Source organism: Streptomyces sp. V2I9 (assembly GCF_030817475.1).
Classification (GTDB): Bacteria; Actinomycetota; Actinomycetes; order Streptomycetales; family Streptomycetaceae; genus Streptomyces.
Window position 1 is genome coordinate 5,137,376 of sequence record NZ_JAUSZJ010000002.1, and the last position, 23,055, is coordinate 5,160,430.

Below are 23,055 nucleotides of genomic sequence, written 5' to 3' on the forward strand. Positions count from 1 at the left end.
TCACCGTGACTGTCACCGACCTGGTGTCGTACGAGGACGCGCTCGCGTCCTACGACCCCGTCATGGGCCTCGAAGTCCATGTCGAGCTCGGCACCAAGACCAAGATGTTCTGCGGCTGCTCCACGGAGCTGAAGCAGGACGCCAACTCCCAGACCTGCCCGGTCTGCCTCGGACTGCCCGGCGCGTTGCCGGTCGTCAACGAGATCGGCGTGGAATCGGCCATCAAGATCGGTCTCGCGCTCCACTGCGAGATCGCCGAATGGTGCCGTTTCGCCCGGAAGAACTACTTCTATCCGGACATGCCGAAGAACTTCCAGACCTCGCAGTACGACGAGCCGATCGCCTTCAACGGCTATCTGGACGTCCAGCTGGAGGACGGCGAGATCTTCCGCGTGGAGATCGAGCGCGCCCACATGGAGGAGGACACCGGCAAGTCGACGCACGTCGGCGGAGCCACCGGCCGCATCCACGGCGCGTCCCACTCCCTGCTCGACTACAACCGGGCCGGCATCCCGCTCATCGAGATCGTCACCAAGCCGATCGAGGGAGCCGGGGCCCGTGCCCCCGAGGTCGCCAAGGCGTACGTCGCCGAGCTGCGCGAGCTGATCAAGGCCCTCGGGGTCTCCGAGGCCCGCATGGAGATGGGCCAGATGCGCTGCGACGTCAACCTGTCGCTGCGCCCCAACGGCACCGAGACCTTCGGCACCCGCTCCGAGACGAAGAACGTGAACTCGCTGCGCTCCGTCGAGCGGGCCGCGCGCTTCGAGATCCAGCGGCACGCCGCCGTGCTGTCCTCGGGCGGCACGATCGTGCAGGAGACCCGGCACTTCCACGAGGAGGACGGCTCCACCACGGCCGGCCGCATCAAGGACAACGCCGAGGACTACCGCTACTTCCCCGAGCCGGACCTGGTCCCCGTCGCGCCCGCGCGCGACTGGGTCGAGGAGCTGCGCAAGGGCCTCCCCGAGCTGCCCCGGCTGCGCCGGGCGCGGCTCAAGGAGGAGTGGGGCGTCTCCGACCACGACATGCAGTCCATCCTCAACGCGGGCGCCGTCGACCTGATCGTCGCCACGATCGAGGCGGGCGCCCCCGCGGACCAGGCCCGCAAGTGGTGGATGGGCGAGCTGGCCCGCAACGCCCAACGAGACCGGCCGCGGTCTGGACGAGCTGCCGATCACCCCGGCGCAGGTCGCCCGGGTGGCCGCGCTCGTCGCCGCGGGCGACCTCAACGACAAGCTGGCCCGCCAGGTCATCGAGGGCGTCCTCGCGGGCGAGGGCGACCCGGACACCGTCGTCGAGAAGCGCGGCCTGAAGGTCGTCTCGGACGAGGGCGCGCTGTCCACGGCCGTGGACGAGGCCATCGCGGGCAACGCGGCCATCGCGGACAAGATCCGCGGCGGCAAGGTCGCGGCGGCGGGCGCGCTCGTCGGCGCGGTCATGAAGGCCACCCGGGGCCAGGCGGACGCGGCGCGCGTGCGCGAGCTGATCCTGGAGAAGCTCGGCGTCGAGGGCTGACCGCCCGACCGTCCCGAAGGGGCGGTGCACCGGTACGTACTCCTGTACGTACCGGTGCACCGCCCCTTCAACCGTCCCGCCCTGCCTCGTCCCGCCCCACGCCCCGCCCCGCCCCGCACCGGGCCGCCCCCGGCGCTGTCGCGCAGAACCCGGGAGCATCCGCTGAACACCCTCACCGCCGAGTTCGTCTCCTTCGCCCTGCTCCTGGGCGTCCTCGCCTTCGCCGTGCTGCGTCCCCGCGGGCTGCCGGAGGCGGCCGCCGCCGTGCCCGCCGCGATCCTCGTGGTGGCCGTGGGGGCGGTGTCCTGGTCCGAGGCGCGGGAGCAGGCCGGAGAGCTGCTGCCCGTCGTCGGGTTCCTCGCCGCGATCCTCGTGCTCGCCCGGCTCTGCGCGGACGAGGGGCTGTTCCGGGCCGCCGGTGAGCTGGTCGCCCGCGCCTGCCGGGGCCGGACCCGGCCCCTCCTCGGCGGCGTCTTCGCCGTCGCCTCGCTCATCACCGCCGTCCTCAGCCTGGACGCCACCGTCGTCCTGCTCACCCCGGTCGTCCTCGCCACCGCCGCCCGGGTCGGCGCGCGGCCCCGCCCGTACGTCTACGCCTGCGCGCACCTCGCCAACTCCGCCTCCCTCCTGCTCCCCGTCTCCAACCTCACCAACCTGCTGGCGTTCACCGCGAGCGGCCTTTCCTTCACCCGGTTCGCCGCGCTGATGGCGCTGCCGTGGCTCGCCGCCGTCGCCGTCGAGTACGCCGTGTTCCGCCGGGCGTTCCGGGCCGACCTGGCCGCCGGGGCGCACCCGCCGGACCCCGAGGCGGAGCGCACGCCCGTGCCGGTCTTCACGCTCGTCGTGCTGGCGCTGACGCTGGCCGGGTTCGTCGTCACCTCGTTCGCGGGGGCGGAACCGCTGTGGGCGGCGCTGGCCGGGGCCCTGGTGCTCGGCGTCCGGGCGCTCGTCAAGCGGGAGACCACGCCCCTGGCCGTCGTCCGTGCGGCCAACCCGCTGTTCTGCCTCTTCGTCCTCGCGCTCGGCGTCGTCGTCAAGGCCGTCGTCGACAACGGGCTCAGCGACGGGATCGCCGCCCTGCTGCCCGACGGCGACACCCTGCCCGCCCTGCTCGGTGTCGCCGCGGTCGCCGCGCTGCTCGCCAACCTGATCAACAATCTGCCCGCGATCCTCGCCCTGCTGCCGATCGTCGCGGCCGCCGGACCCGGACCGCTGCTCGCCGCCCTCATCGGGGTCAACATCGGGCCGAACCTGACCTACGTCGGATCGCTGGCCACCCTCCTGTGGCGGCGCATCCTGCACGCCCACGGCGACGCCCCCGAGCTGGGCCGCTTCACCCGGCTCGGGCTGGCGACCGTACCGGCGACGCTCCTGGCGGCCACCGTCGCGCTCTGGGCATCGCTGCACCTCATCGGGGTGTGAACCGGAGGGTGCGTCGGGGTGCGGGAGGGCGGTTGGACTTCTGGTCCGACCTCTTGGACGTTCACCACGGGGCCGTACGCAGTCCTTCCCGGGGCCATCTGACGTGACTAGCTTCCCGGCTGTAACCCCCGGAACCAGGAGGCTCCTTTGACCACGGACATGTCACGGCGACGGCTCTTCGCGCTGGGCGGCGGCGCCCTCGGCGCCGCTGCGGCCGGATCGTTCCTGCCGCCCTCGCTCCAGGCCGCCATCGCCGCGCAGCCCGCTCACGCGGGGTCCGGCGGGCTCGGGTCGATCAAGCACGTGGTGATCCTCATGCAGGAGAACCGGTCCTTCGACCACTACTTCGGCACCCTGCGCGGTGTGCGCGGCTTCGGGGACCGCAACGCCGTCGAGCTGCCCACCGGCGGGACGGTGTTCGAGCAGCCCGGCGCGGCCGGCACCACCGTGCTGCCCTTCCCGGTGCGCGAGGCGGCCGAGAAGCAGAAGAAGGACCTCCAGTACATCGGCGCCCTCGACCACTCCTGGAACGGCGGAGCGAAAGCCTGGGGCGGCGGCTGGATGAACGGCTGGATCAGCGCCAAGACGGCCGCGACGATGGCGTACTACGACCGCCGCGACATCCCGCTCCACTATGAGCTGGCCGACACCTTCACCGTCTGCGACGCCTACCACTCCTCGGTCCACACCTCCACCAGCCCCAACCGCAACCACCTGTGGAGCGGCAAGACCGGCTTCGAGGCGAACGGGAAGCGGGCCGTCGGCAACGACGCCTACAACGAGGGCACCCACCCCGGCTACGACTGGTCCACCTACGCCGAGCGGCTGGAGGAGGCCGGGCGCAGCTGGCGGACGTACACCGAGTGGGAGAACTTCACCGACAACCAGATCGAGTTCTTCGCCACCTTCAAGGCCATCGCCCGCAAGGCGCTGTCCAGGACCGGCGGCCACACCTACATGGAGTCCTTCTACGCCAAGGTCCGCGGCGCGTCCGAGGCCGAGCGGACCCGGCTCCTGGGCCTGCTGGACGAGGGGGTCGCCACGCTCACCCGGCGCGAGCGCAGCCTGTTCGAGCGGGGACTGCGCCGGGTCCCGACCGGCACGCTGGCCGACGAGTTCGCCAAGGACGTGGCGGCCGGGACGCTCCCGGAGGTCTCCTACCTGGTGCCCTCGGCGATCGACTCCGAGCACCCGAGCGTCTCCTCGCCCGTGCACAGCGCCACGGTCGTCTACAAGATCCTCGACGCGCTCGGCAACCACCCCGACGTGTGGCGGCACACCGCCGTGCTGATCAACTACGACGAGAACGACGGCTTCTTCGACCACGTCCCGCCGCCCGTCGCACCCCCCGAGGTGACCGACGAGCAGTGGGAGGGCCGCCCCACCGGACTCGGCATCCGGGTGCCCATGCTGGTCGTCTCGCCGTGGACCGTCGGCGGATACGTCTGCTCCGAGGTCTTCGACCACACCTCCGTCATCCGCTTCCTGGAGCGCTGGACCGGGGTGGAGGAGCCCAACATCGGCGAGTGGCGGCGCCGCGTCACCGGCGACCTCACCTCCGCCTTCGACTTCGGCCGGGCCCGCCGCCGGCCCGCCGTCGAGCGGCCGGCCGCCATCCCGCCGTTCAGCGGACGCTGGCAGCCCAAGCCGCCCGCCGTCCAGCACCTGCCCGAGCAGGAGCCCGGCGTACGCCCGGCGCGCCCGCTCCCGTACCAGCCGGACGCGGAGGCGCGCAGGACGCCCGGCGGGCTGCGCGTCGAGCTGGACAACACCGGACGGTCCTCGGCGCACTTCACGCTCTACCCGTACGCGGGCGAGTTCCCGGCACCGCAGCACCGGGACGTCCGGGGCCGCGCGCACTGGACCGTGCCGGTGACCGGGGACGCGTACCGCTTCACGGTCACCGGGCCGAACGGCTTCCGGCGCGAGTTCGCCGGACCGGCCGACGGGGGAGCGGAGGTCGCCAGCCGCATCGACCCCCGCGACCGCGACGTCCACCTCACCCTGCGCAACACCGGCCGCCGGACCCTGACCTTCCTGGTGCGGCCGCTCGGTTACGTCGACGAGGACGACGTACGGGACTGGACCCGTCGCGTCACCGTCAAGCCGGGCCGCAGCCGGTCGCTGGTGCACTCGGCGGCCGACGCCCACGGCTGGTACGACCTCGCCGTCACCGCCGAGGGCGAGGACGGCTTCCGGCGGCGGCTCATGGGCCACATCGAGAACGGCCGCGCCAGCGTCTCCGGCTGACCCGGTACGGCCGCCCCGGTCCCCTCGCCGGTCGGCAGGGCCCGATCCGTCCCGTACCAGGGGCGGATCAGGCCCTGTGACCATGGCCACGAAACGGACAAAGGATCATCTACTGCTGTCAGAGTGGCGTTCTCAGGTCATGAGACGTTTACGGGCAGATCGCATCATCTGCGGGTAAAGGTCCGCGAACCCGCAGGGAGCTCGTCCGTTGGCTGCCATCGCCCGCTGGTGCATCAGGCACCGCCTCGTCGCCGTCCTCATCTGGCTCGCCGCCCTCGGCGGGACCGCCGCCGCGGCGGGGTTCGCGGGTTCCGCGTACTCCAACGACTACGAGGTCCCCGGCACCGAGTCCGGCCGGGCCGCGGAACTCCTCTCGCGCGGCTTCACCGACCTCGGCGGCGACACGGACACCGTCGTCTGGCACACCACCGGCTCCACGGTCCGGGCCGCCGACGTCGAACAGACCATGACCCGCACGCTCCACGCGATCGAGGACCTGCCGGGCGTCGGCGCGGTGACCGGCCCGTACGGAGCCGCGGGGCCCGGCCAGGTCAGCGAGGACGGCCACACCGCCTACGCCACGGTCACCTTCGACCGCCCCGCCGACGAGATCCCCGCCTCCCGGGCGCAGGCCCTCGTGGACACCGCGAAGGCCGCCGAGAGCGACGGGCTCCGGGTCGAACTGGGCGGCACCGCCGTCGCCCTCACCGAAGCGCCCTCCGTCCACCTCGCCGAGGGCGTCGGCGTCCTCGTCGCGGCCGTCGTCCTCTTCCTCGCCTTCGGCTCGCTCGCCGCCAGCCTGCTGCCCATCGCCACCGCCCTCGTCTCCGTGGGCACCGCCTACGCGGGCACCGTGCTGCTCGGCCATCTGATGACCGTGGCCGACTTCGCCCCGATGCTGGGCATGCTCATCGGGCTCGGCGTGGGAATCGACTACGCCCTGTTCATCGTCACCCGGCACCGCAGAGGGCTCCGGCGCGGCATGTCCGTGCCCGAAGCGGCCCAGAACGCCGTCACGACCACCGGCCGCGCCGTCGTCTTCGCCGGGGCCACCGTCTGCATCGCCCTGCTCGGCATGCTGATCCTGCGGCTCGACTTCCTCAACGGCGTCGCCATCGCCGCCTCGCTCACCGTCGTCCTCACCGTGCTGGCCTCCGTCACCCTGCTGCCCGCCCTCCTCTCCCTCATCGGGATGCGGGCGCTCAGCCGCCGCGAACGCCGGCAGCTCGCCGAACACGGGCCGCGCCCCGAACTGCCCACCGGCTTCGCCGCCCGCTGGTCCGCCTTCGTCGAGCGCCACCCCAAGCTCCTCGGCGGGGTCGCGGCCGTCGTCATGCTCGTGCTCGCGCTGCCCGCCCTCGGCCTCCACCTCGGCACCTCCGACCAGGGCAACAACCCGGCCACCGCCACCACCCGGCAGGCGTACGACCTTCTCGCGGACGGCTTCGGGCCCGGCGTCAACGGCCCCCTCACCATCGCCGGCCGGCTCGACGGCGCGGACGACCGGCTCGCCCTGGACTCGCTGCCCGAGAAGCTGCGGACCACCGAAGGCGTCGCCTCCGTCAGCCCGGTCACGTACAACAGCTCCGGCGACACCGCCTTCCTCACCGTCGTCCCCGACTCCTCGCCCCAGTCGCAGGACACCAGCGAGCTGGTCGATCGCATCCGGGACGACGTCCTGCCGCCGGTCCGGGCCGACACCTCGCTGGAGGCCCACGTCGGCGGGGTGACGGCGAGCTACGACGACTTCGCCGAGATCATCGTCGGCAAGCTGCCCCTCTTCGTCGGGGTCGTCATCGGACTCGGCTGCCTGCTGCTGCTCCTGGCCTTCCGCTCCATCGGCATCCCGGTCAAGGCCGCCGTGATGAACGTGGCCGCCGTCGCCTCCTCCTTCGGCGTCGTCGTCGCCGTCTTCCAGTGGGGCTGGGGCAGCGAACTGCTCGGCCTCGGCAGCGCCGGGCCCATCGAGCCCTTCCTCCCCGTGATCATGGTTTCCGTCCTCTTCGGCCTCTCCATGGACTACCAGGTCTTCCTGGTCGGCCGGATGTACGAGGAGTGGCTGGAGACCGGCGACAACCGGCGGTCCGTCCGGGTCGGCCTCGCCGAGACCGGCCGGGTCATCAACTCCGCCGCCGTGATCATGATCTCCGTCTTCCTCGCCTTCGTGCTCAGCGGCGACCGGGTCATCGCCATGTTCGGCATCGCCCTGGCCACCGCCGTCGCCCTGGACGCCTTCGTCCTGCGCACCCTGCTGGTACCCGCCCTCATGCACATGCTCGGCGGGGCGAACTGGTGGCTGCCGGGCTGGCTGGAGAAGCGGTTGCCCCGGATCAGCATCGAGCCGCCCGACTGCGTACCGCTCCATGCGAAGATCCCGGAGGCGCGCGCCCCGGAGGAGGGCGCCGCGCGGTCCGAGGAGGAGCACGATGTTCGCCATATCGCTGGGTGACGACCGGGCGGAACTGCGCCCGCTGGAGGTCTGGCAGGACGAGGAGTTCCTCGCCCACATGGACCGGGCCCGCGAACTGGTCGACCCCTGGATCCCCTTCGCCTCCTTCGCCAGCGACCGGGAGTCGGCCCGCGCGCTGCTCCGGCGGTACGCGGAGAAGCAGGCGGCGGACACCGGCCGGCTGTACGGGATCCGGCTGGAGGGCACCCTCGTCGGCGGTGTCCTCTTCCCGTCCTTCGACGCCGGAAGCGGCAACTGCGAGATCGGCGTCTGGCTGGAGCCCGCCGCGCAGGGCCGCGGCCTGATCACCCGCGCGGCCGAGCGGCTGATCGACTGGGCGGTGTACGAGCGCGGTATGCACCGCGTGGAGTGGCGCGCCTCTCCGGAGAACACCCGGTCGATCGCCGTCGCCCAGCGGCTCGGGATGACACGGGACGGGGTGCTCCGGCAGAGCTACCTCTACCGGGGGGAGCGTCACGACACCGAGGTCTGGTCCGTCCTCGCCCCGGAGTGGAAGGCACGTCGCACCGCCGGACCGGACGCCCCGGCCACCGGCTGACCCCGCCCCGGAGCTCCTGCGGCCACGGGGTTCCCTACGGCACGGAATCCGGGATTCCCCGGCTCTCCGGCGCCCCTGCCTCAGAAGCTTCCGGAACCGCGGGGCGCTCCTAAGGCCCGCGCCCCCGCCAAGATGCGGAACTCGCCCGATGCGGTGCCCCCTCCCGGCGGACGACAGTGGACCTACAGCGGACACAGGGCCCCGGCCGACCGGCCGGACCGCCCCACCGGTCCGCTGCCACGGCCGACAGCCAGGGAGAAACCCCGTGTACGAGTACGAGATCTACCGCACCGCCTCCGCCGAACTGATCCGCCGGGCCGACGCCGAGCGCGCGCTCGGCCGGGCCCGCACCGCCCGCCGGACCGCCCGCCGCATCGGACGCCATGATCCGGAGGGGCGGGTGAGGGAAGAGGACCGCGCACGCTTCGCACCGGCCGCCTGACGGTGTCCGGGCACGGGACGACCGCCGCGCCCGACTCCGGCCCCGCCGACGCCCCCTCCGTACCGGGCGCGGCGGGGCCGGCGCCGTCGGGTGCGGTCTCCGGGACGCCCGGTGGGAACCCCGCGACGGCGGCAGCGGCGGTCGCGGGGGAGAGCATGATCACCGTGCGCGAAAAGGTTCCCCCCGCCTCGTACGCGTATGCGATGCTCGGCCGCGTGGAGACCAGGTCAGTCAGCCCCGTGTTCGTGGGCCGCGCAGCGGAGCTCGCCTCACTCACCGAGGCGCTCGGGCGGGCCGCGTCCGGCGACCCGCAGGCCCTGCTGATCGGCGGCGAGGCAGGCGTCGGCAAGACCCGGCTGGTCGAACAGTTCGTCACGACCGCCGAGCGGCGCGGCGCCGTGGTCGCCGTCGGGTCCTGCGTCGAGATCGGGGCCGACGGACTGCCGTTCGCCCCCTTCCCGACCGCACTGCGCGCCCTGCGCCGGGCCCTGCCCGAGGAGATGGCCGCCGCCTGCGCCGGCCAGGAGGGCGAGCTGGCCCGGCTCCTGCCCGAACTGGGCGAGGTCCACCAGGACGCCACCCACGAGCACAGCATCGCCCGCCTCTTCGAACTCACCGCCCGGCTGTTGGAGCGGATCTCCGCCGACCGGGCGGTCGTCCTCGTCCTGGAGGACCTGCACTGGGCGGACGCCTCGACCCGGCACCTGCTCGCCTACCTCTTCCGCACCCTGGGCTCCGGCCGCCTCATGGTCGTCGGCACCTACCGCGCCGACGACCTCCACCGCCGCCACCCGCTGCGCCCCCTCCTCGCCGAACTGGACCGGCTGCGCACCGTCACCCGCGTCGAACTCGCCCGCTTCAGCCACGACGAGGTCGGCCGCCAGCTCGCCGGCATCCTCGCGGAGACCCCCGAGGCCGCACTCGTCGACGAGATCTTCGAACGCTCCGACGGCAACGCCTTCTTCGTCGAGGAGCTGGCCCGTTCCCTGGAGTGCTGCGGCGACAGTTCCGGTCTGACCGAATCCCTCCGCGACCTCCTGCTCGTCCGCGTCGAGGCGCTGCCCGAACACGCCCAGCGAATCGCCCGGATCGCCGCCGAGGGCGGCTCCTCCGTCGAACACGAGCTGCTGGCCGCCGTCGCCGGACTGGGCGAGCTCGAACTCGACGAGGCCCTGCGCGCGGCCGTCGGGGCCAACCTCCTGCAACCCGCGCCCGACAACGACGGCTACCGCTTCCGGCACTCCCTGGTCCGCGAGGCCGTCAGCGACGATCTGCTGCCCGGCGAGCGGACCCGCGTCAACCGCCGGTACGCCGAAGCCCTGGAGGCCGACCCCTCCCTCGTCCGGGACGACGAACGGGCCACCCGGCTCGCCAGCTACTGGTACGCCGCCCACGACGCCGCCAAGGCCCTGCCCGCCGTCCTGCGGGCCGCCGTCGAGGCCCGCCGCCGCTACGCCTACTCCGAGCAACTGCGGCTCCTGGAACGGGCGATGGAGCTGTGGGACGACGTGCCCGACGCGGTACGCGCCTCCCTGCGCCCCCTCGACTACGCGGAGGTCTATCCGGGCTCCGGCCGCGACCCCGGGAACACGCCGCTGCGCTACCTGGACGTGATGGCCGAGGCCACCGTCGCCGCCCACTTCGGCGGCGACCGCAAACGCGCCCTGGCCATCACCAAGAAGGCCATGCGGGTCCTGGCAGCCGAACCCGACCCGCTGCGCGAGGCGTGGTTCCTGGTGCAGCGCAGCCGGCTGGTGCAGGTGCTCGACAAGGGGGACGGGTGGGAGGAGCTGGCCACCGCGCAGGAGCTGGTGCGCGGACTGCCGCCGTCCCCCGTGCAGGCCGACATCCTGACCAACGTGGCCAGTTGGAAGGCGCTGCACCAGCCGGGCCCGGAGGCGCTCGCGGACAGCGACCGCGCGGTGGCGTACGCCCGGCTCGTCGGCGACGAGTACATCGAGCTGCACGCCCGCCTCACCCGCGGCTGGCTCACCGCGGACGCGGGCGGCGTCGAGGACGGTCTCGCCGAGATGTACGCCGTCCGGGACCGTGCCGAGAAGCTGCACCTGATGAACCTGCTCGGCCGGGTCAGCGTCAACCTGCCCTCCTCGCTGGAGGCGATGGGCCGTTCGCTGGAGGCCGTCGCCGCCGCCGACCACGGTATCGAGATCTGCCACAGCCACGGCCTGGCCGACTCGGAGGCCTGGGTCTACGCCAACCAGTCCCAGTCCCTGTTCTCGCTCGGGCACTGGCCCCAGAGCGAGGCCGCGGCCGCGTCCGCCACCCGTCTGGCGCTCGGCCCCAAGGGAAAGGGGCTCGCCGCCCTCCGCCACGCCGAACTGGCCGTCGCCCGCGGGGAGGCGGCCGAGGCGGAGGACCTGCTCGCCCTGGTCCGCAGGCACTTCGGGCACCGCGACCCGCAGCACCAGTACCTGATCGACCCGGTCCGGCACGGCATGGAGCTGGCCGCCTCCCGCGGCAGGCTCGCCGAGGCGCGGGCCGCGTTCGAGGAGCTGGCCCGGCCCGGCTTCCCGCCCGGCACCCAGCGCTACGCCCTGCCGCTGCTGGGGACCGCCGCCATGATCGAGGCCGACGCCCGCGGGCTGCCCGCCGCCGAGGCGGGCCGCCCCGGCGTCCTCGCCCTGATCCGCCGGTGCGTGAAGAACCTCCCCATGCTCGTCCCCGTATGGGCCGCCCACGGCGTCCTCATCGAGGCGGAGCTCGCGCGTGCGGAGGGCGTCGACACCCCCGCCCACTGGGCGCGCGCCGCCGAGGCGTTCGACCCGCTCAGCCGTCCGTACCCACTGGCCCAGATCCACCGCCGCTGGGCCGAGTCCCTGCTGATCGCCCCCGGTGACCGGTCCACCGCCACGACCCTGCTGCACCGTGCGCTGGAGAGCGCCCGGCGGCTCGGCGCGCGCCCGCTGGCCGAGGCGGTCGAACAGCTGGCGGCCCGCGCCCGCATCCCGCTCGACGGGCCGGGCGCGGCGCTCCGCCCCGGCGCGGCCGTCCACCCGGCCGTCCTGGCAGTGCCTGCCGGAGGCGGCCCCGACCGGGCGGAGAGGGGCGGGGAGGACCCGGCGATCGCGGCCGTGGCGTCCTTCGGGCTGACCCCGCGCGAGCAGGACGTGCACCGACTGGTCGCGGCGGGACACACCAACCGCCGGATCGCGGAGGAGCTGTTCATCTCACCGAAGACCGCCAGCGTGCACGTCTCCAACATCCTGGCCAAGCTCGGCGTCTCCAGCCGGGGCGAGGCCGCCGCCCTCGCCCACCGGTTGAGGCTCTACCCGGCGGTGTGACCGGTGCCTGCCCCTGAACCGCGGTCCGGCGGGCGGCCACGGCGGTGCGACGACAGGCCCAGCCCGCCCCGGACAGGATCCGGTGGGCGCCCTTCACCCCTCCGGTTCCTCCTCGGCCCGGTGCTCCGGCCCGCCCGCCGGCTTTCCGGGCCGGGGCCGGCCGGGCACGGCGTCCTGCTCGGGCGGCCCCGGCCGCAGGCGGTGCTCCCCGGACCGCTCCCCGGACTCGGGAGGCTCCTCGCGTGCCGGGGCGCGGACGGTCACCTTGCCCGAGGTGAGGTCTATCGGCCCCCGGTCCGGATCGCCGACCCCGAGATCCACCCGGCTCAGCTCCAGCCGCTTCCGCTCGTCCGACGTGTGCTTGCGCCCCGGAGCGAACAGCTCCTCGAAGAAATTGAACACCGGCCGTGCTCCCTCCGACATGCCGCGCGGGCGGCCGGCTACTCCACCTCCACCTGGAGGACCCTGTCGTCCCCGGGCTTCGGCGTGCCCCGTCCGTCCGTGTTGCTGGTGACCAGCCACAGGCGGTCGCTCCCCGCACCCACCACGGTGCGCAGGCGGCCGTGCTTCTCCTCCAGGAACGCCTGAGGGGCGGCATGAGGTTCCTTCGCCCCGTCACCGGAGAGCGGAATCCGCCACAGCCGCTCGCCGCGCAGCCCGGCCATCCAGATCGAGCCCTCCGCGTACGCGATACCGCTGGGGGACGCCTCCGAGGTCTTCCACTGGGCCACCGGGTCGATGAACCCGGCCCGGCCCTCCTCACCCTCGACCTCGGGCCAGCCGTAGTTCCCGCCGGGCTCGATCAGGTTCAGCTCGTCCCACGTGTTCTGCCCGAACTCGGCGGCCCACAGCCGCTTGTCCTCGTCCCAGGCGAGCCCCTGCACATTGCGGTGCCCGTACGAGTACACCACCGAGTCCGCCTCCGGGTTGCCGTGCACGGGCTCGCCGTCCGGGGTCATCCGCAGGATCTTGCCCGCCAGGGACTCCTTGTCCTGGGCCAGCCCGGTGTCCCCGGTCTCGCCCGTGCCCGCGTACAGCATCTTGTCCGGGCCGAACGCGATCCGGCCGCCGTTGTGGATGCTGCCCTTGGGGATGCCGCGCAGCACGGTGTCCGGGGCGCCGAGCTGCTGCCCCGCCGGGCGCTTCTCGTCGTAGCTCATCCGTACGATCCGGTTGTCGGACGCGGTGGTGAAGTAGGCGTAGACCAGCTGGTCCGCGCCGAACGTGGAGGAGACGGCGAGCCCCAGCAGCCCGCCCTCGCCGGACGACGACACGCCGGGCACCGAGCCGAGCAGCGTCTGCTTCCCGCTCTCGCCGTCGATCCGGTGGACCGTGCCCTCGTCGCGCGAGGAGACCAGCAGATCGCCGCCGGGCAGCGCGGCCAGCCCCCAGGGAGACTTCAGCTTCTCCGTCAGGGTGGAGACGACCTTCGCCGAACCCCTGGCGGGCGGCAGCTCGGCCGAAGGGCTCGGGGAGGCCGGGGGAGCGGAGCCCTCCGAGGCGGTGGGGGAACCGGCGGGCTGCCCGGACGCGCCCCCGCCCCCGCCGCCGGAACACGCGGCGGTCAGCAGCAGGGCGGCCGAGGCGAGCACGGCCACCGCCCCTCTGCGTACGGCCGGGGACTGCACAGGTCCGAACAGAGCACCACGCACGGAACCGATCCTTTCGACGGTTGCCCGACTACCCGCTCCTCCACCGTGTACGTACCGCTCACCCGGCGCAGGAGTTCCCGATCCGCCCATTCTCCCGCCGTACGGGCCGCGACGCCCCGGTACGACGAGGCGCGCCGGCGAGGAGGACCGGCGCCACGACGCCCCGGACGGCGAAGACCGCCGGCGCGACGCTCCGCCCTCACGCCCACGGCTGGTCCCACGACTCCCGCGCGGCCGGCAGGCCGTCGATCTCCGCCAGGTCCCGGTCCTCCAGGACCACACGGGACGCCCCGGCGTTCTCCACCGCCCACTGTTCCCGCTTCGCCCCCGGCACCGGCACCACGTGCGGGCCCTGGCGCAGCACCCAGGCCAGCGCCACCTGGGCCACGGTCGCCCCGCGGCGCTCAGCGATCCGCCGAAGACCGGCCACCACCGGCTGGTTCGCCGCCATCACCTCCGCCGTGAACCGGGGGTGCCGGGCCCGCAGGTCCTCCGGCTCGAACCCCTGGCCGGGCTTGAGCGTCCCGGTCAGATATCCGCTGCCCAGCGGCATCGCGGCCAGCAGCCCGACCCCGCGCGCCACGCACCACGGCAGCAGTTCGGCCAGCGCCTCCCGCGACCACACCGACAGCTCCGCCTCGACGGCGCTGACCGGGAAGATCTGCTGAATCCGCTCCAACTGCCGGATCGTTCCGGCGTGCGGACCCGCCCCCGACCGGCGCGAGGCCCGCGCCCCCACCGCGCACAGCCCGAGCGAACGCACCTTGCCCGCCGTGACGAGCTCCGCCATCGCGCCCCAGGTCTCCTCCACGGGAACCTCGGGGTCGGCCCGGTGGAGCTGGTACAGGTCGATCACGTCGGTCTGGAGCCGCCGCAGCGAGGCGTCGCAGGCCCGACGGACGTACCCCGGCCTGCCGTTGGCGACGATGTGCCCGTCGCCCACCAGCAGCCCGCACTTCGTGGAGACGAACGCCTCCTCGCGGCGGCCCTTCAACGCCCGTCCCACCAGCAGCTCATTGGTGAACGGGCCGTACATGTCGGCGGTGTCGAGGAGCCGTACGCCCGCGTCCAGCGCCGCGTGCACCGTCCGCACCGAGCGGTCGCCGAGCTGCTGCGACGCGCTGTAACCCCAGCTCATCGGCATGCAGCCCAGCCCGACCGCACCCACGGCCAGCCCCGCCGCCCCGATAGTCCTGCACTCCAACTCCCCGAACCCTTCCTCGTGTGCGGTCACGGGGCCGCACCGCAACCCAAAAGTAACCTCTGACCTCGCCGGCTCTCCGCCCAGCCGCCCCTGGAACGCCCGCACACCGGTCGCATAGCCTCCTGGCATGACTGCGACGCCTTCCGCCGTATGGCTGCCCTTCCCGGCCGAGGAGATCGACGGGCTCCCCGCGGGCCTCGACTACCGCTACTGGAACGGCGAACCGGACTATCCGGGGGACCCGGCCGACTGCGTCTACTACGTCGTGCCCTACATGAAGGGCCCCGAGATCGCGGTGCGTCCGCTCGCGGAGATGGGCGGCGTCCAGGTGGTGCAGACGCTCTCCGCCGGCATCGACCACGTGGAGCCCGGCCTCGGGCTGCTGGCGGCCGGGGTGCGGCTCTGCAACGCCAAGGGGGTCCACGAGGCGTCCACCGCCGAGCTGGCGCTCGCGCTGATCCTGGCCTCCCTGCGCGGACTTCCCGGTTTCGTCCACGGCCAGGACGCGGAGGAGTGGCGGTCCGGCTTCTACCCGGCGCTCGCCGACAAGTCCGTTCTGATCGTGGGGTACGGCTCCATCGGCTCGGCCATCGAGGACCGGCTCGTCCCGTTCGAGTGCGCGCGGGTCACACGCGTCGCGCGCTCCGCACGAGTCTCCCCACACGGCCCCGTACGCACGCTCGACGAACTGCCCGTCCTGCTGCCCGCGTCCGACGTGGTGATCCTCTCCACCCCGCTGAACCCGTCCACGCGCGGCCTGGTGGACGCCGACTTCCTCGCCGTGATGCCCGACGGCGCCCTCCTCGTCAACGTCGCGCGCGGTGGAGTCGTCGACACCAAAGCCCTGTTGGCCGAACTGGAGTCCGGACGTCTGCGGGCGGCTCTCGACGTGACCGACCCGGAACCCCTGCCGGCGGGCCATCCTCTCTGGCATGCTCCGAATGTCTTGATCACGCCTCATGTGGGCGGCAGCACCTCGGCGTTCGAACCGCGCGCCAAGCGTCTGCTGGCCGCACAGCTCACCCGGTTCGCCGCCGGGGAGCCGGTGCGCCATGTCGTCCGCACCACCGGCTGAGCCCCTCCGGACGACCACGCTACGGGGCAGTCCGGATGCGCACAGTGCCGCTCACCTCCCCTTTCGTCACGCAGAGTAGAGAAGGTATGGCCCTGTGTGACGGATCTGGTGTATCGTCCGATCCGGGGGGCTGCGCCGTGAAAAGGGACGGCGCGGGGGGAGCACCGGAACGCGAGGGGGCGACGGGCGATGTGCTGGCCATGGAGAGACGATCCGACGTGGACGAGGGAGCGGCCGAGGCCGTCCGCGCCGACGGAGCGCGGTGCCCGCCGATGGCCGGATCCTTGCCCCGGACAGGCAGCGACGACCCGTCTGCGCCCGGTCCGGAACGGGCGGCGCCACAGCGGTCCGGGCGGCAGCCGGGCGCCGGGGGCCGACTGCCCGGCCGGTCCGGGCCGGGGAGCCCTCCGGTGAACGCGCTGGGGGCCCTGCTCTCCCCGAGGTCCGCCGCCGGTTCCACCGGGATGCGCTCCCGGATCCTGCTCGGCCTCGTCTGCGCGGGGTATTCGGTGGGCGCCGCCGTGGGCTGGGGGTCGCCGCAGGCCGCCGTCTTCATGGGGGACTTCGGCCTCGCCGCCGCCGCGCTGATCGCCGCCTTCTCCTGCTTCCTCTACGCACGGGCGGTCGGCGGCCGGCTCCGCCCCGCCTGGACGCTGTTCTCGCTCTCGTCCCTCATGGCAGCCTGCGGCAACGCCGTCTGGGGCTGGTACGAGGTGATCCTCGGCGTCCCCGTCCCGGCCCCCTCCCTCGCGGACGTCTTCTTCCTCTGCTTCGCACCGCCCGCCATCGTCGGCCTGCTGGTGCTCGCCAAGCGCCCCGTCACGCGCGCCGGCTGGGTCTGCCTGGGGCTGGACGCCTGGCTGATCGGCGGGTCCCTGCTGACGCTCGCCTGGAGCCTCGCCCTCGCCCACACCGCGCACCTGGCGGGCGCACCGGACACCAGCGTCGCGCCCGCCGCCCTCTCGCTGGCCTACCCGCTGCTCGACATCGTGCTCGTCTCGATGGTGCTCGCCCTGCACTTCCGCCGCTCCGGGGCGAACCGCTCCGCGGTGAACACCGCCATCGCCGCCCTCGCGCTCACGGTCCTGAGCGACGCGGTGTTCACCTCACCGCTCCTGCGGTCGACCTACCACTCGGGCCAACTCCTCGACGCCGGCTGGTTCGCGGGGTCGCTGCTCCTCGCCTACGCCCCCTGGGGCGCCCGCCGGGCGGCCCGCCCGCCCGTCCGGCCCGGTTCGCCGCGGACCTCCGCCAGCCGCCCCATCGCCGGTTCGCTGGCCGCCCTGACCCCGTATCTCGCCGCCGCCGTCTGCACGCTGGGCATCCTGTACAACGTGGTCGACGGCCGCCGGGTGGACCGCGTCGTCATCTTCACCGCCTGCACCGTCGTCCTGGCGCTCGTCGTCCGGCAGGGCATCATGCTCCTCGACAACATCTCCCTCACCCAGGAACTGGCCCAGAAGGAGAACCACTTCCGCTCCCTGGTGCAGGGCTCCAGCGACGTCATCATGATCGCCGCGCCCGACGGCACCCTGCGCTACGTCAGCCCCGCGGCGGCCGGGGTCTACGGACGGGACGCGGAGGACCTCGTCGGCGCCCAGCTGTCCTCGATCATCCACCCCGAGGACCTCGGCCGGTTCGTCCACGAGGTGCGGCGCTTCCTCGCCGCCCCGCCGCACGAGGAGCCCACCACCCGCGTCGAGTGCCGCTTCCGCTCGGGCACGGGCGACTGGCTCAACGTCGAGTCCACCGTCAACCGCCACCAGGGCGGTCTCCTGCTCAACAGCCGGGACGTCACCGAACGGGTCCGGCTCCAGGCCCAGTTGCAGCACAACGCCGAGCACGACCCGCTCACCGACCTGCCCAACCGGGCCCTGTTCACCGCCCGCGTCCGCCAGGCGCTCGGCGGCCGGCGGGCGAGCGACCCGGGCACCGCCGTGCTCTTCATCGACCTCGACGGCTTCAAACAGGTCAACGACACCATCGGCCACCAGGCGGGCGACGAACTGCTCATCCAGGCCGGCCGCCGGCTCCAGGACTCCGTCCGGGCCGGCGACACCGCCGCGCGGCTGGGCGGCGACGAGTTCGCCGCACTCATCGTCGGGGACGGCACCCGCGACCAGGGCGCCCGTGAGTACCAGGTCCACGAGATCGCCGAGCGGCTGCGCCTCACCCTCTCCCAGCCCTACCGGATCGGCCCCCACGAGGTCCGGGTGGCCGCCTCCATCGGCGTCGCCTTCGCCGAGCCCGCCATCAGTCCCACCGACCTCATGCGCAACGCCGACCTTGCGATGTACCGCGCCAAGGCCGGCGGCAAGGACCGGGTCGAGCTGTACGCCCCGCAGATGCAGGCCGACGTCGTACGCCGCTCCGAGCTGGCCACCCGGCTGCGCTCCGCCCTGCGCGACGGTGAGTTCGCCCTGCTGCACCAGCCCGTCGTCCACCTCGCCAGCGGGTCCGTCGCGGCCGTCGCCGCGCAGGCCCGCTGGCGCTCCGCGCAGGGCATCCTGTTCACCCCGGCCGAGTTCCTGCGGGTCTCCGGCGACGACGACCGCACCGCCGAGCTCGGCCGCTGGCTCCTGGAGGAGGCGGTGGCCCAGGCCGCCGAACGGGCCAGGGCCGGCCACCCCGTGACCGTCTCCGTCCGGCTCTCCGCCGCCCGGCTGCTGGAGACCGGCCCGCCCCTCGGCTCCATCGAGGCGCTCCTGACCCGCCACGGCCTGCCCTCGGGCGCGTTGATGATCGAAGTGGCCGACAGCGACCCGCGGGTCTCCTTCGACGCCCTGGAGCAGCGCCTCGTGGCCCTGCGCAGGCTCGGTGTGCGGATCGCGCTCGACGGCTTCGGCAGCGGCTTCGCGGCGATCAACGCGCTGCGCCGGCTCCCCATCGACGTACTGAAACTCGACCGGAACCTGGTGGAGGGGGTGGTCGAATCGGCCAGGCTGCACAAGATCACCAGTGGCCTGCTGCGCATCGCCTGCGACCTCGGCCTCCAGTCCGTCGCGGACGGCGTCGACGTCCCCGAGCAGGTGCTCGCGCTGCGCGCCATGGGGTGTACCCACGGCCAGGGGATGGCCTTCTCCGGCCCGCTCGACGAGTACCGGCTGCGACGCGCCCTGGTCCGGGGCGAGTTCCCCGTGCCCGGCGTCCCGAGCCCCCGGCCCGTGATGGCGGGCGGCTCGATCCCGCTGCTCACCGGATCACATACTGAGACGCCCGTCCCACCCACTTGACACGTGATGCGTGCCGGAGAGAGGGTCAATGCCATGCGCACCCGAATTCTCGTACTTGGAAAGCGCGTCGGCTGAAGCAGGGTCACTCCATGACACTCTGCGGACCGCACCCGGCGCGCTCCCCTCGCTTGCCTCACGGCACGAGGGGTTTTTTGTTGCACTGACACCTCTCAAAACGCTGCAAAACACCCGCGAAAACCCTCAGCCTCGAGAAGAGAACGCAGATGACCGAGCAGGCCACCGGGGCCCATCACCCGCAGCCGCGCGCCCGTACCGGCGGACAGCCGTCCGTCACCGTTGAGCACGTCACGGGCGCGCAGTCCCTCATCCGCTCGCTCGAAGAGGTCGGCGCCGACACCGTGTTCGGCCTCCCGGGCGGCTGCATTCTCCCCGCCTACGACCCGCTGATGGACTCCACCCGGGTCCGCCACATCCTGGTCCGCCACGAGCAGGGAGCGGGCCACGCGGCCACCGGCTACGCGCAGGCCACCGGCAAGGTCGGCGTCTGCATGGTCACCTCGGGCCCCGGCGCCACCAACCTGGTCACCCCGATCGCCGACGCCGCCATGGACTCGGTCCCGATGGTCGCGATCACCGGTCAGGTCGCCTCCTCCGCCATCGGCACCGACGCCTTCCAGGAAGCCGACATCTGCGGCATCACGATGCCGATCACGAAGCACAACTTCCTGGTCACCCGCGCCGAGGACATCGCGCACACCATCGCCGAGGCGTTCCACATCGCCTCCACCGGCCGCCCCGGACCGGTCCTCGTCGACATCGCCAAGGACGCGCTCCAGGCGCGGACGACCTTCAGCTGGCCGCCCACGATGGACCTGCCCGGCTACCGCCCCGTGACCAAGCCGCACGCCAAGCAGATCCGCGAGGCCGCCAAGCTGATCACCCAGTCCAAGCGCCCCGTGCTGTACGTCGGCGGCGGCGTCCTGAAGGCCGGGGCCACCGCCGAGCTGAAGGTCCTCGCGGAGCTGACCGGGGCACCCGTCACCACCACCCTGATGGCGCTCGGCGCCTTCCCCGACAGCCACCCGCTGCACGTGGGGATGCCGGGCATGCACGGTTCGGTCACCGCCGTCACCGCGCTGCAGAAGGCCGACCTGATCGTCGCCCTCGGGGCCCGCTTCGACGACCGTGTCACCGGCAAGCTGGACAGCTTCGCCCCGTACGCCAAGATCGTCCACGCCGACATCGACCCCGCGGAGATCGGCAAGAACCGCACCGCCGACGTCCCGATCGTCGGCGACGCCCGCGAGGTCCTGGCCGACCTCGTGCAGGCGGTCCAGGCCGAGCACACGGAGGGCAACACCGGCGACTACAGCGCCTGGTGGAAGGACCTCGACCGCTGGCGCGAGACCTACCCGCTCGGCTACGACCTGCCCGACGACGGCAGCCTCTCCCCGCAGCAGGTCATCCAGCGCATCGGCGAGCTCGCCCCCGAGGGCACGATCTTCACCGCGGGCGTCGGCCAGCACCAGATGTGGGCCGCCCACTTCATCGACTACGAGCAGCCCGCCACCTGGCTCAACAGCGGCGGCGCCGGGACGATGGGCTACGCGGTCCCGGCCGCGATGGGCGCCAAGGCCGGCGCGCCCGACCGCACCGTGTGGGCCATCGACGGCGACGGCTGCTTCCAGATGACCAACCAGGAACTGACCACCTGCGCGCTCAACAACATCCCGATCAAGGTCGCCGTCATCAACAACGGCGCCCTCGGGATGGTCCGCCAGTGGCAGACCCTCTTCTACAACCAGCGCTACTCCAACACCGTGCTGCACTCCGGCCCCGACGCGGACGGCACCCCGGCCCGCGGCACCCGCGTCCCGGACTTCGTCAAGCTGTCCGAGGCCATGGGCTGCCACTCCATCCGCTGCGAGGACCCGGCCGACCTGGACAAGGTCATCGAAGAGGCCAACTCCATCAACGACCGCCCCGTCGTGATCGACTTCATCGTCCACGAGGACGCCATGGTCTGGCCGATGGTCGCCGCCGGCACCTCCAACGACGAGGTCCAGGCCGCGCGCGGCGTCCGCCCCGACTTCGGCGACAACGAAGACGACTGAGAGACAGAGAGAGAACGACTCCCATGTCCGAAAAGCACACGCTCTCCGTCCTGGTCGAGAACAAGCCCGGTGTCCTCGCCCGGATCACCGCCCTGTTCTCCCGACGCGGCTTCAACATCGACTCGCTCGCGGTCGGTACCACCGAGCACCCCGACATCTCCCGCATCACCATCGTCGTGAATGTCGAGGGCCTGCCCCTGGAGCAGGTGACCAAGCAGCTCAACAAGCTGGTCAACGTCCTGAAGATCGTCGAACTCGAGCCCTCCGCTGCGATCCAGCGGGAACTCGTCCTGGTGAAGGTCCGCGCCGACAGCGAGACCCGCTCCCAGATCGTCGAGATCGTCCAGCTGTTCCGCGCCAAGACCGTCGACGTCTCCCCGGAGGCCGTCACGATCGAGGCGACCGGAGGGGCCGACAAGCTGGAGGCGATGCTCAAGATGCTGGAGCAGTACGGCATCAAGGAGCTCGTCCAGTCCGGCACCATCGCCATAGGGCGCGGCGCGCGCTCGATCACCGACCGGTCCCTGCGCGCCCTCGACCGTTCCGCCTGAGCGGACGGAACCCGGCGGAGCTCCCGGCTCCGCTCGCATGGCGAGACCCGACAACGCACACGACGCACCCCGCCGTACGGTGGGACGCAACACCTGCACACCAAGGAGAAGACCCAGTGGCCGAGCTGTTCTACGACGACGATGCCGACCTGTCCATCATCCAGGGCCGCAAGGTCGCGGTTCTCGGGTACGGCAGTCAGGGCCACGCCCACGCGCTGTCGCTCCGCGACTCCGGCGTCGACGTCCGCGTCGGTCTCCACGAGGGCTCGAAGTCCAAGGCCAAGGCCGAGGAGCAGGGGCTGCGCGTGGTGACCCCCTCCGAGGCTGCCGCCGAGGCCGACGTCATCATGATCCTCGTCCCGGACCCGATCCAGGCCCGGGTCTACGAGGAGTCCGTCAAGGACAACCTCAAGGACGGCGACGCCCTGTTCTTCGGCCACGGACTGAACATCCGCTTCGGCTTCATCGAGCCGCCGGCCGACGTCGACGTCTGCATGGTCGCCCCCAAGGGCCCCGGCCACCTGGTCCGCCGCCAGTACGAGGAGGGGCGCGGCGTCCCCTGCATCGTGGCCGTCGAACAGGACGCCTCGGGCAAGGGCCTGGAGCTCGCCCTCTCGTACGCCAAGGCCATCGGCGGCACCCGCGCCGGCGTCATCAAGACCACCTTCACCGAGGAGACCGAGACCGACCTGTTCGGTGAGCAGGCCGTCCTCTGCGGTGGCACCGCCGCCCTGGTCAAGGCCGGGTTCGAGACGCTGACCGAGGCCGGCTACCAGCCCGAGATCGCGTACTTCGAGTGCCTGCACGAGCTGAAGCTCATCGTCGACCTCATGTACGAGGGCGGCCTGGAGAAGATGCGCTGGTCCATCTCCGAGACCGCCGAGTGGGGCGACTACGTCACCGGCCCCCGCATCATCACCGACGCCACCAAGGCCGAGATGAAGAAGGTCCTCACCGAGATCCAGGACGGCACCTTCGCCAAGAACTGGATGGCCGAGTACCACAACGGCCTGCCCAAGTACAACGAGTACAAGAAGGCCGACAGCGACCACCTGCTGGAGACCACCGGCCGTGAGCTGCGCAAGCTCATGAGCTGGGTGAACGACGAGGCGTAGCCCTCGGGGGAGCGGGGCGGGTCCCGGTCACGGGACCCGCCCCGCTCCGTACCACCGGAGGAGTCGCTCCGCACGGGGACGCCGGAGGGGCCGTTCCGTACGGGTGTGCACGACGCCCACCCTCGTGCGGGTGATCCTTCCACCGGGGCGCGTGACCGAGCCCGTCGCGGGACTACACTTCGGAACACATCTACGCGTCAGGGCCCACAGT

At 72.6% G+C, this 23,055-nt stretch carries 14 protein-coding genes and 1 pseudogene; 12 read left to right on the forward strand and 3 right to left on the reverse strand.

Features of this window, described 5'->3' with window-relative positions:
* Nucleotides 1–5 precede the first annotated feature (5 nt).
* The 7 genes and pseudogenes from gatB (at nucleotide 6) to QFZ71_RS22675 (ending at nucleotide 11,939) form a co-directional block, all read left to right on the forward strand.
* Nucleotides 6–1,515: pseudogene (gene gatB / locus QFZ71_RS22645) on the forward strand (Asp-tRNA(Asn)/Glu-tRNA(Gln) amidotransferase subunit GatB).
* A gap of 162 nt (nucleotides 1,516–1,677) precedes the next feature.
* Nucleotides 1,678–2,937: an SLC13 family permease gene (locus QFZ71_RS22650; protein ID WP_307671552.1), complete on the forward strand. Its 1,260-nt coding sequence runs from the start codon at nucleotides 1,678–1,680 to the stop codon at nucleotides 2,935–2,937.
* A 147-nt stretch (nucleotides 2,938–3,084) separates the two neighbouring features.
* Nucleotides 3,085–5,187: a phosphocholine-specific phospholipase C gene (locus tag QFZ71_RS22655; protein WP_307669999.1), complete on the forward strand. Its 2,103-nt coding sequence runs from the start codon at nucleotides 3,085–3,087 to the stop codon at nucleotides 5,185–5,187.
* Nucleotides 5,188–5,395: 208 nt separating this feature from the next.
* Entirely contained in the window at nucleotides 5,396–7,636 is a 2,241-nt protein-coding gene (locus tag QFZ71_RS22660) for an MMPL family transporter (protein ID WP_307670000.1), read from the forward strand.
* Nucleotides 7,614–8,195, forward strand: coding sequence for a GNAT family N-acetyltransferase (locus QFZ71_RS22665; protein ID WP_307670001.1), 582 nt, complete (start codon nucleotides 7,614–7,616; stop codon nucleotides 8,193–8,195). Before QFZ71_RS22660 ends, QFZ71_RS22665 begins: the two co-directional genes overlap by 23 nt.
* A 265-nt stretch (nucleotides 8,196–8,460) precedes the next feature.
* Nucleotides 8,461–8,637, forward strand: a complete 177-nt coding sequence (locus QFZ71_RS22670; protein ID WP_307670002.1) for a hypothetical protein — start codon at nucleotides 8,461–8,463, stop codon at nucleotides 8,635–8,637.
* A 155-nt stretch (nucleotides 8,638–8,792) separates the two neighbouring features.
* Entirely contained in the window at nucleotides 8,793–11,939 is a 3,147-nt protein-coding gene (locus tag QFZ71_RS22675) for a helix-turn-helix transcriptional regulator (RefSeq protein ID WP_307670003.1), read from the forward strand.
* Between the two features lie 93 nt (nucleotides 11,940–12,032).
* Here QFZ71_RS22675 and QFZ71_RS22680 read toward each other — a convergent pair whose 3' ends face one another.
* From QFZ71_RS22680 to QFZ71_RS22690, 3 genes are all read right to left on the reverse strand, one after another.
* Nucleotides 12,033–12,341, reverse strand: coding sequence for a DUF6191 domain-containing protein (locus QFZ71_RS22680; RefSeq protein ID WP_307670004.1), 309 nt, complete (start codon nucleotides 12,339–12,341; stop codon nucleotides 12,033–12,035).
* Between the two features lie 38 nt (nucleotides 12,342–12,379).
* Nucleotides 12,380–13,591: a sorbosone dehydrogenase family protein gene (locus QFZ71_RS22685; protein WP_307670005.1), complete on the reverse strand. Its 1,212-nt coding sequence runs from the start codon at nucleotides 13,589–13,591 to the stop codon at nucleotides 12,380–12,382.
* Nucleotides 13,592–13,790: 199 nt separating this feature from the next.
* Nucleotides 13,791–14,759, reverse strand: a complete 969-nt coding sequence (locus QFZ71_RS22690; RefSeq protein WP_307671553.1) for an aldo/keto reductase — start codon at nucleotides 14,757–14,759, stop codon at nucleotides 13,791–13,793.
* Between the two features lie 163 nt (nucleotides 14,760–14,922).
* Between QFZ71_RS22690 and QFZ71_RS22695 the strand changes: the two genes are divergently transcribed.
* The 5 genes from QFZ71_RS22695 (at nucleotide 14,923) to ilvC (ending at nucleotide 22,844) form a co-directional block, all read left to right on the forward strand.
* A complete protein-coding gene (locus QFZ71_RS22695) occupies nucleotides 14,923–15,870 on the forward strand; it encodes a 2-hydroxyacid dehydrogenase (protein WP_307670006.1) in 948 nt (315 codons plus the stop codon).
* A 410-nt stretch (nucleotides 15,871–16,280) separates the two neighbouring features.
* A complete protein-coding gene (locus QFZ71_RS22700; protein WP_307670007.1) occupies nucleotides 16,281–19,103 on the forward strand; it encodes a bifunctional diguanylate cyclase/phosphodiesterase in 2,823 nt (940 codons plus the stop codon).
* Nucleotides 19,104–19,327: 224 nt separating this feature from the next.
* Nucleotides 19,328–21,178: an acetolactate synthase large subunit gene (locus QFZ71_RS22705; protein WP_307670008.1), complete on the forward strand. Its 1,851-nt coding sequence runs from the start codon at nucleotides 19,328–19,330 to the stop codon at nucleotides 21,176–21,178.
* Between the two features lie 23 nt (nucleotides 21,179–21,201).
* Complete coding sequence (gene ilvN / locus QFZ71_RS22710; protein ID WP_006127785.1) at nucleotides 21,202–21,729, forward strand: acetolactate synthase small subunit; 528 nt, start codon at nucleotides 21,202–21,204, stop codon at nucleotides 21,727–21,729.
* Between the two features lie 116 nt (nucleotides 21,730–21,845).
* On the forward strand, nucleotides 21,846–22,844 hold the full coding sequence (gene ilvC, locus QFZ71_RS22715; RefSeq protein WP_307670009.1) for a ketol-acid reductoisomerase: 999 nt from the start codon (nucleotides 21,846–21,848) through the stop codon (nucleotides 22,842–22,844).
* The last annotated feature ends 211 nt before the right edge of the window (nucleotides 22,845–23,055 follow it).

What these genes read in the sequence shown, in the direction of transcription:
- QFZ71_RS22665 (WP_307670001.1), top strand. Translation starts at nt 7,614, where the DNA reads ATGTTCGCCATATCGCTGGGTGACGACCGGGCGGAACTGCGCCCGCTG.
- QFZ71_RS22675 (WP_307670003.1), top strand. Translation starts at nt 8,793, where the DNA reads ATGATCACCGTGCGCGAAAAGGTTCCCCCCGCCTCGTACGCGTATGCG.
- QFZ71_RS22695 (WP_307670006.1), top strand. Translation starts at nt 14,923, where the DNA reads ATGACTGCGACGCCTTCCGCCGTATGGCTGCCCTTCCCGGCCGAGGAG.
- QFZ71_RS22705 (WP_307670008.1), top strand. Translation starts at nt 19,328, where the DNA reads ATGACCGAGCAGGCCACCGGGGCCCATCACCCGCAGCCGCGCGCCCGT.
- ilvN (WP_006127785.1), top strand. Translation starts at nt 21,202, where the DNA reads ATGTCCGAAAAGCACACGCTCTCCGTCCTGGTCGAGAACAAGCCCGGT.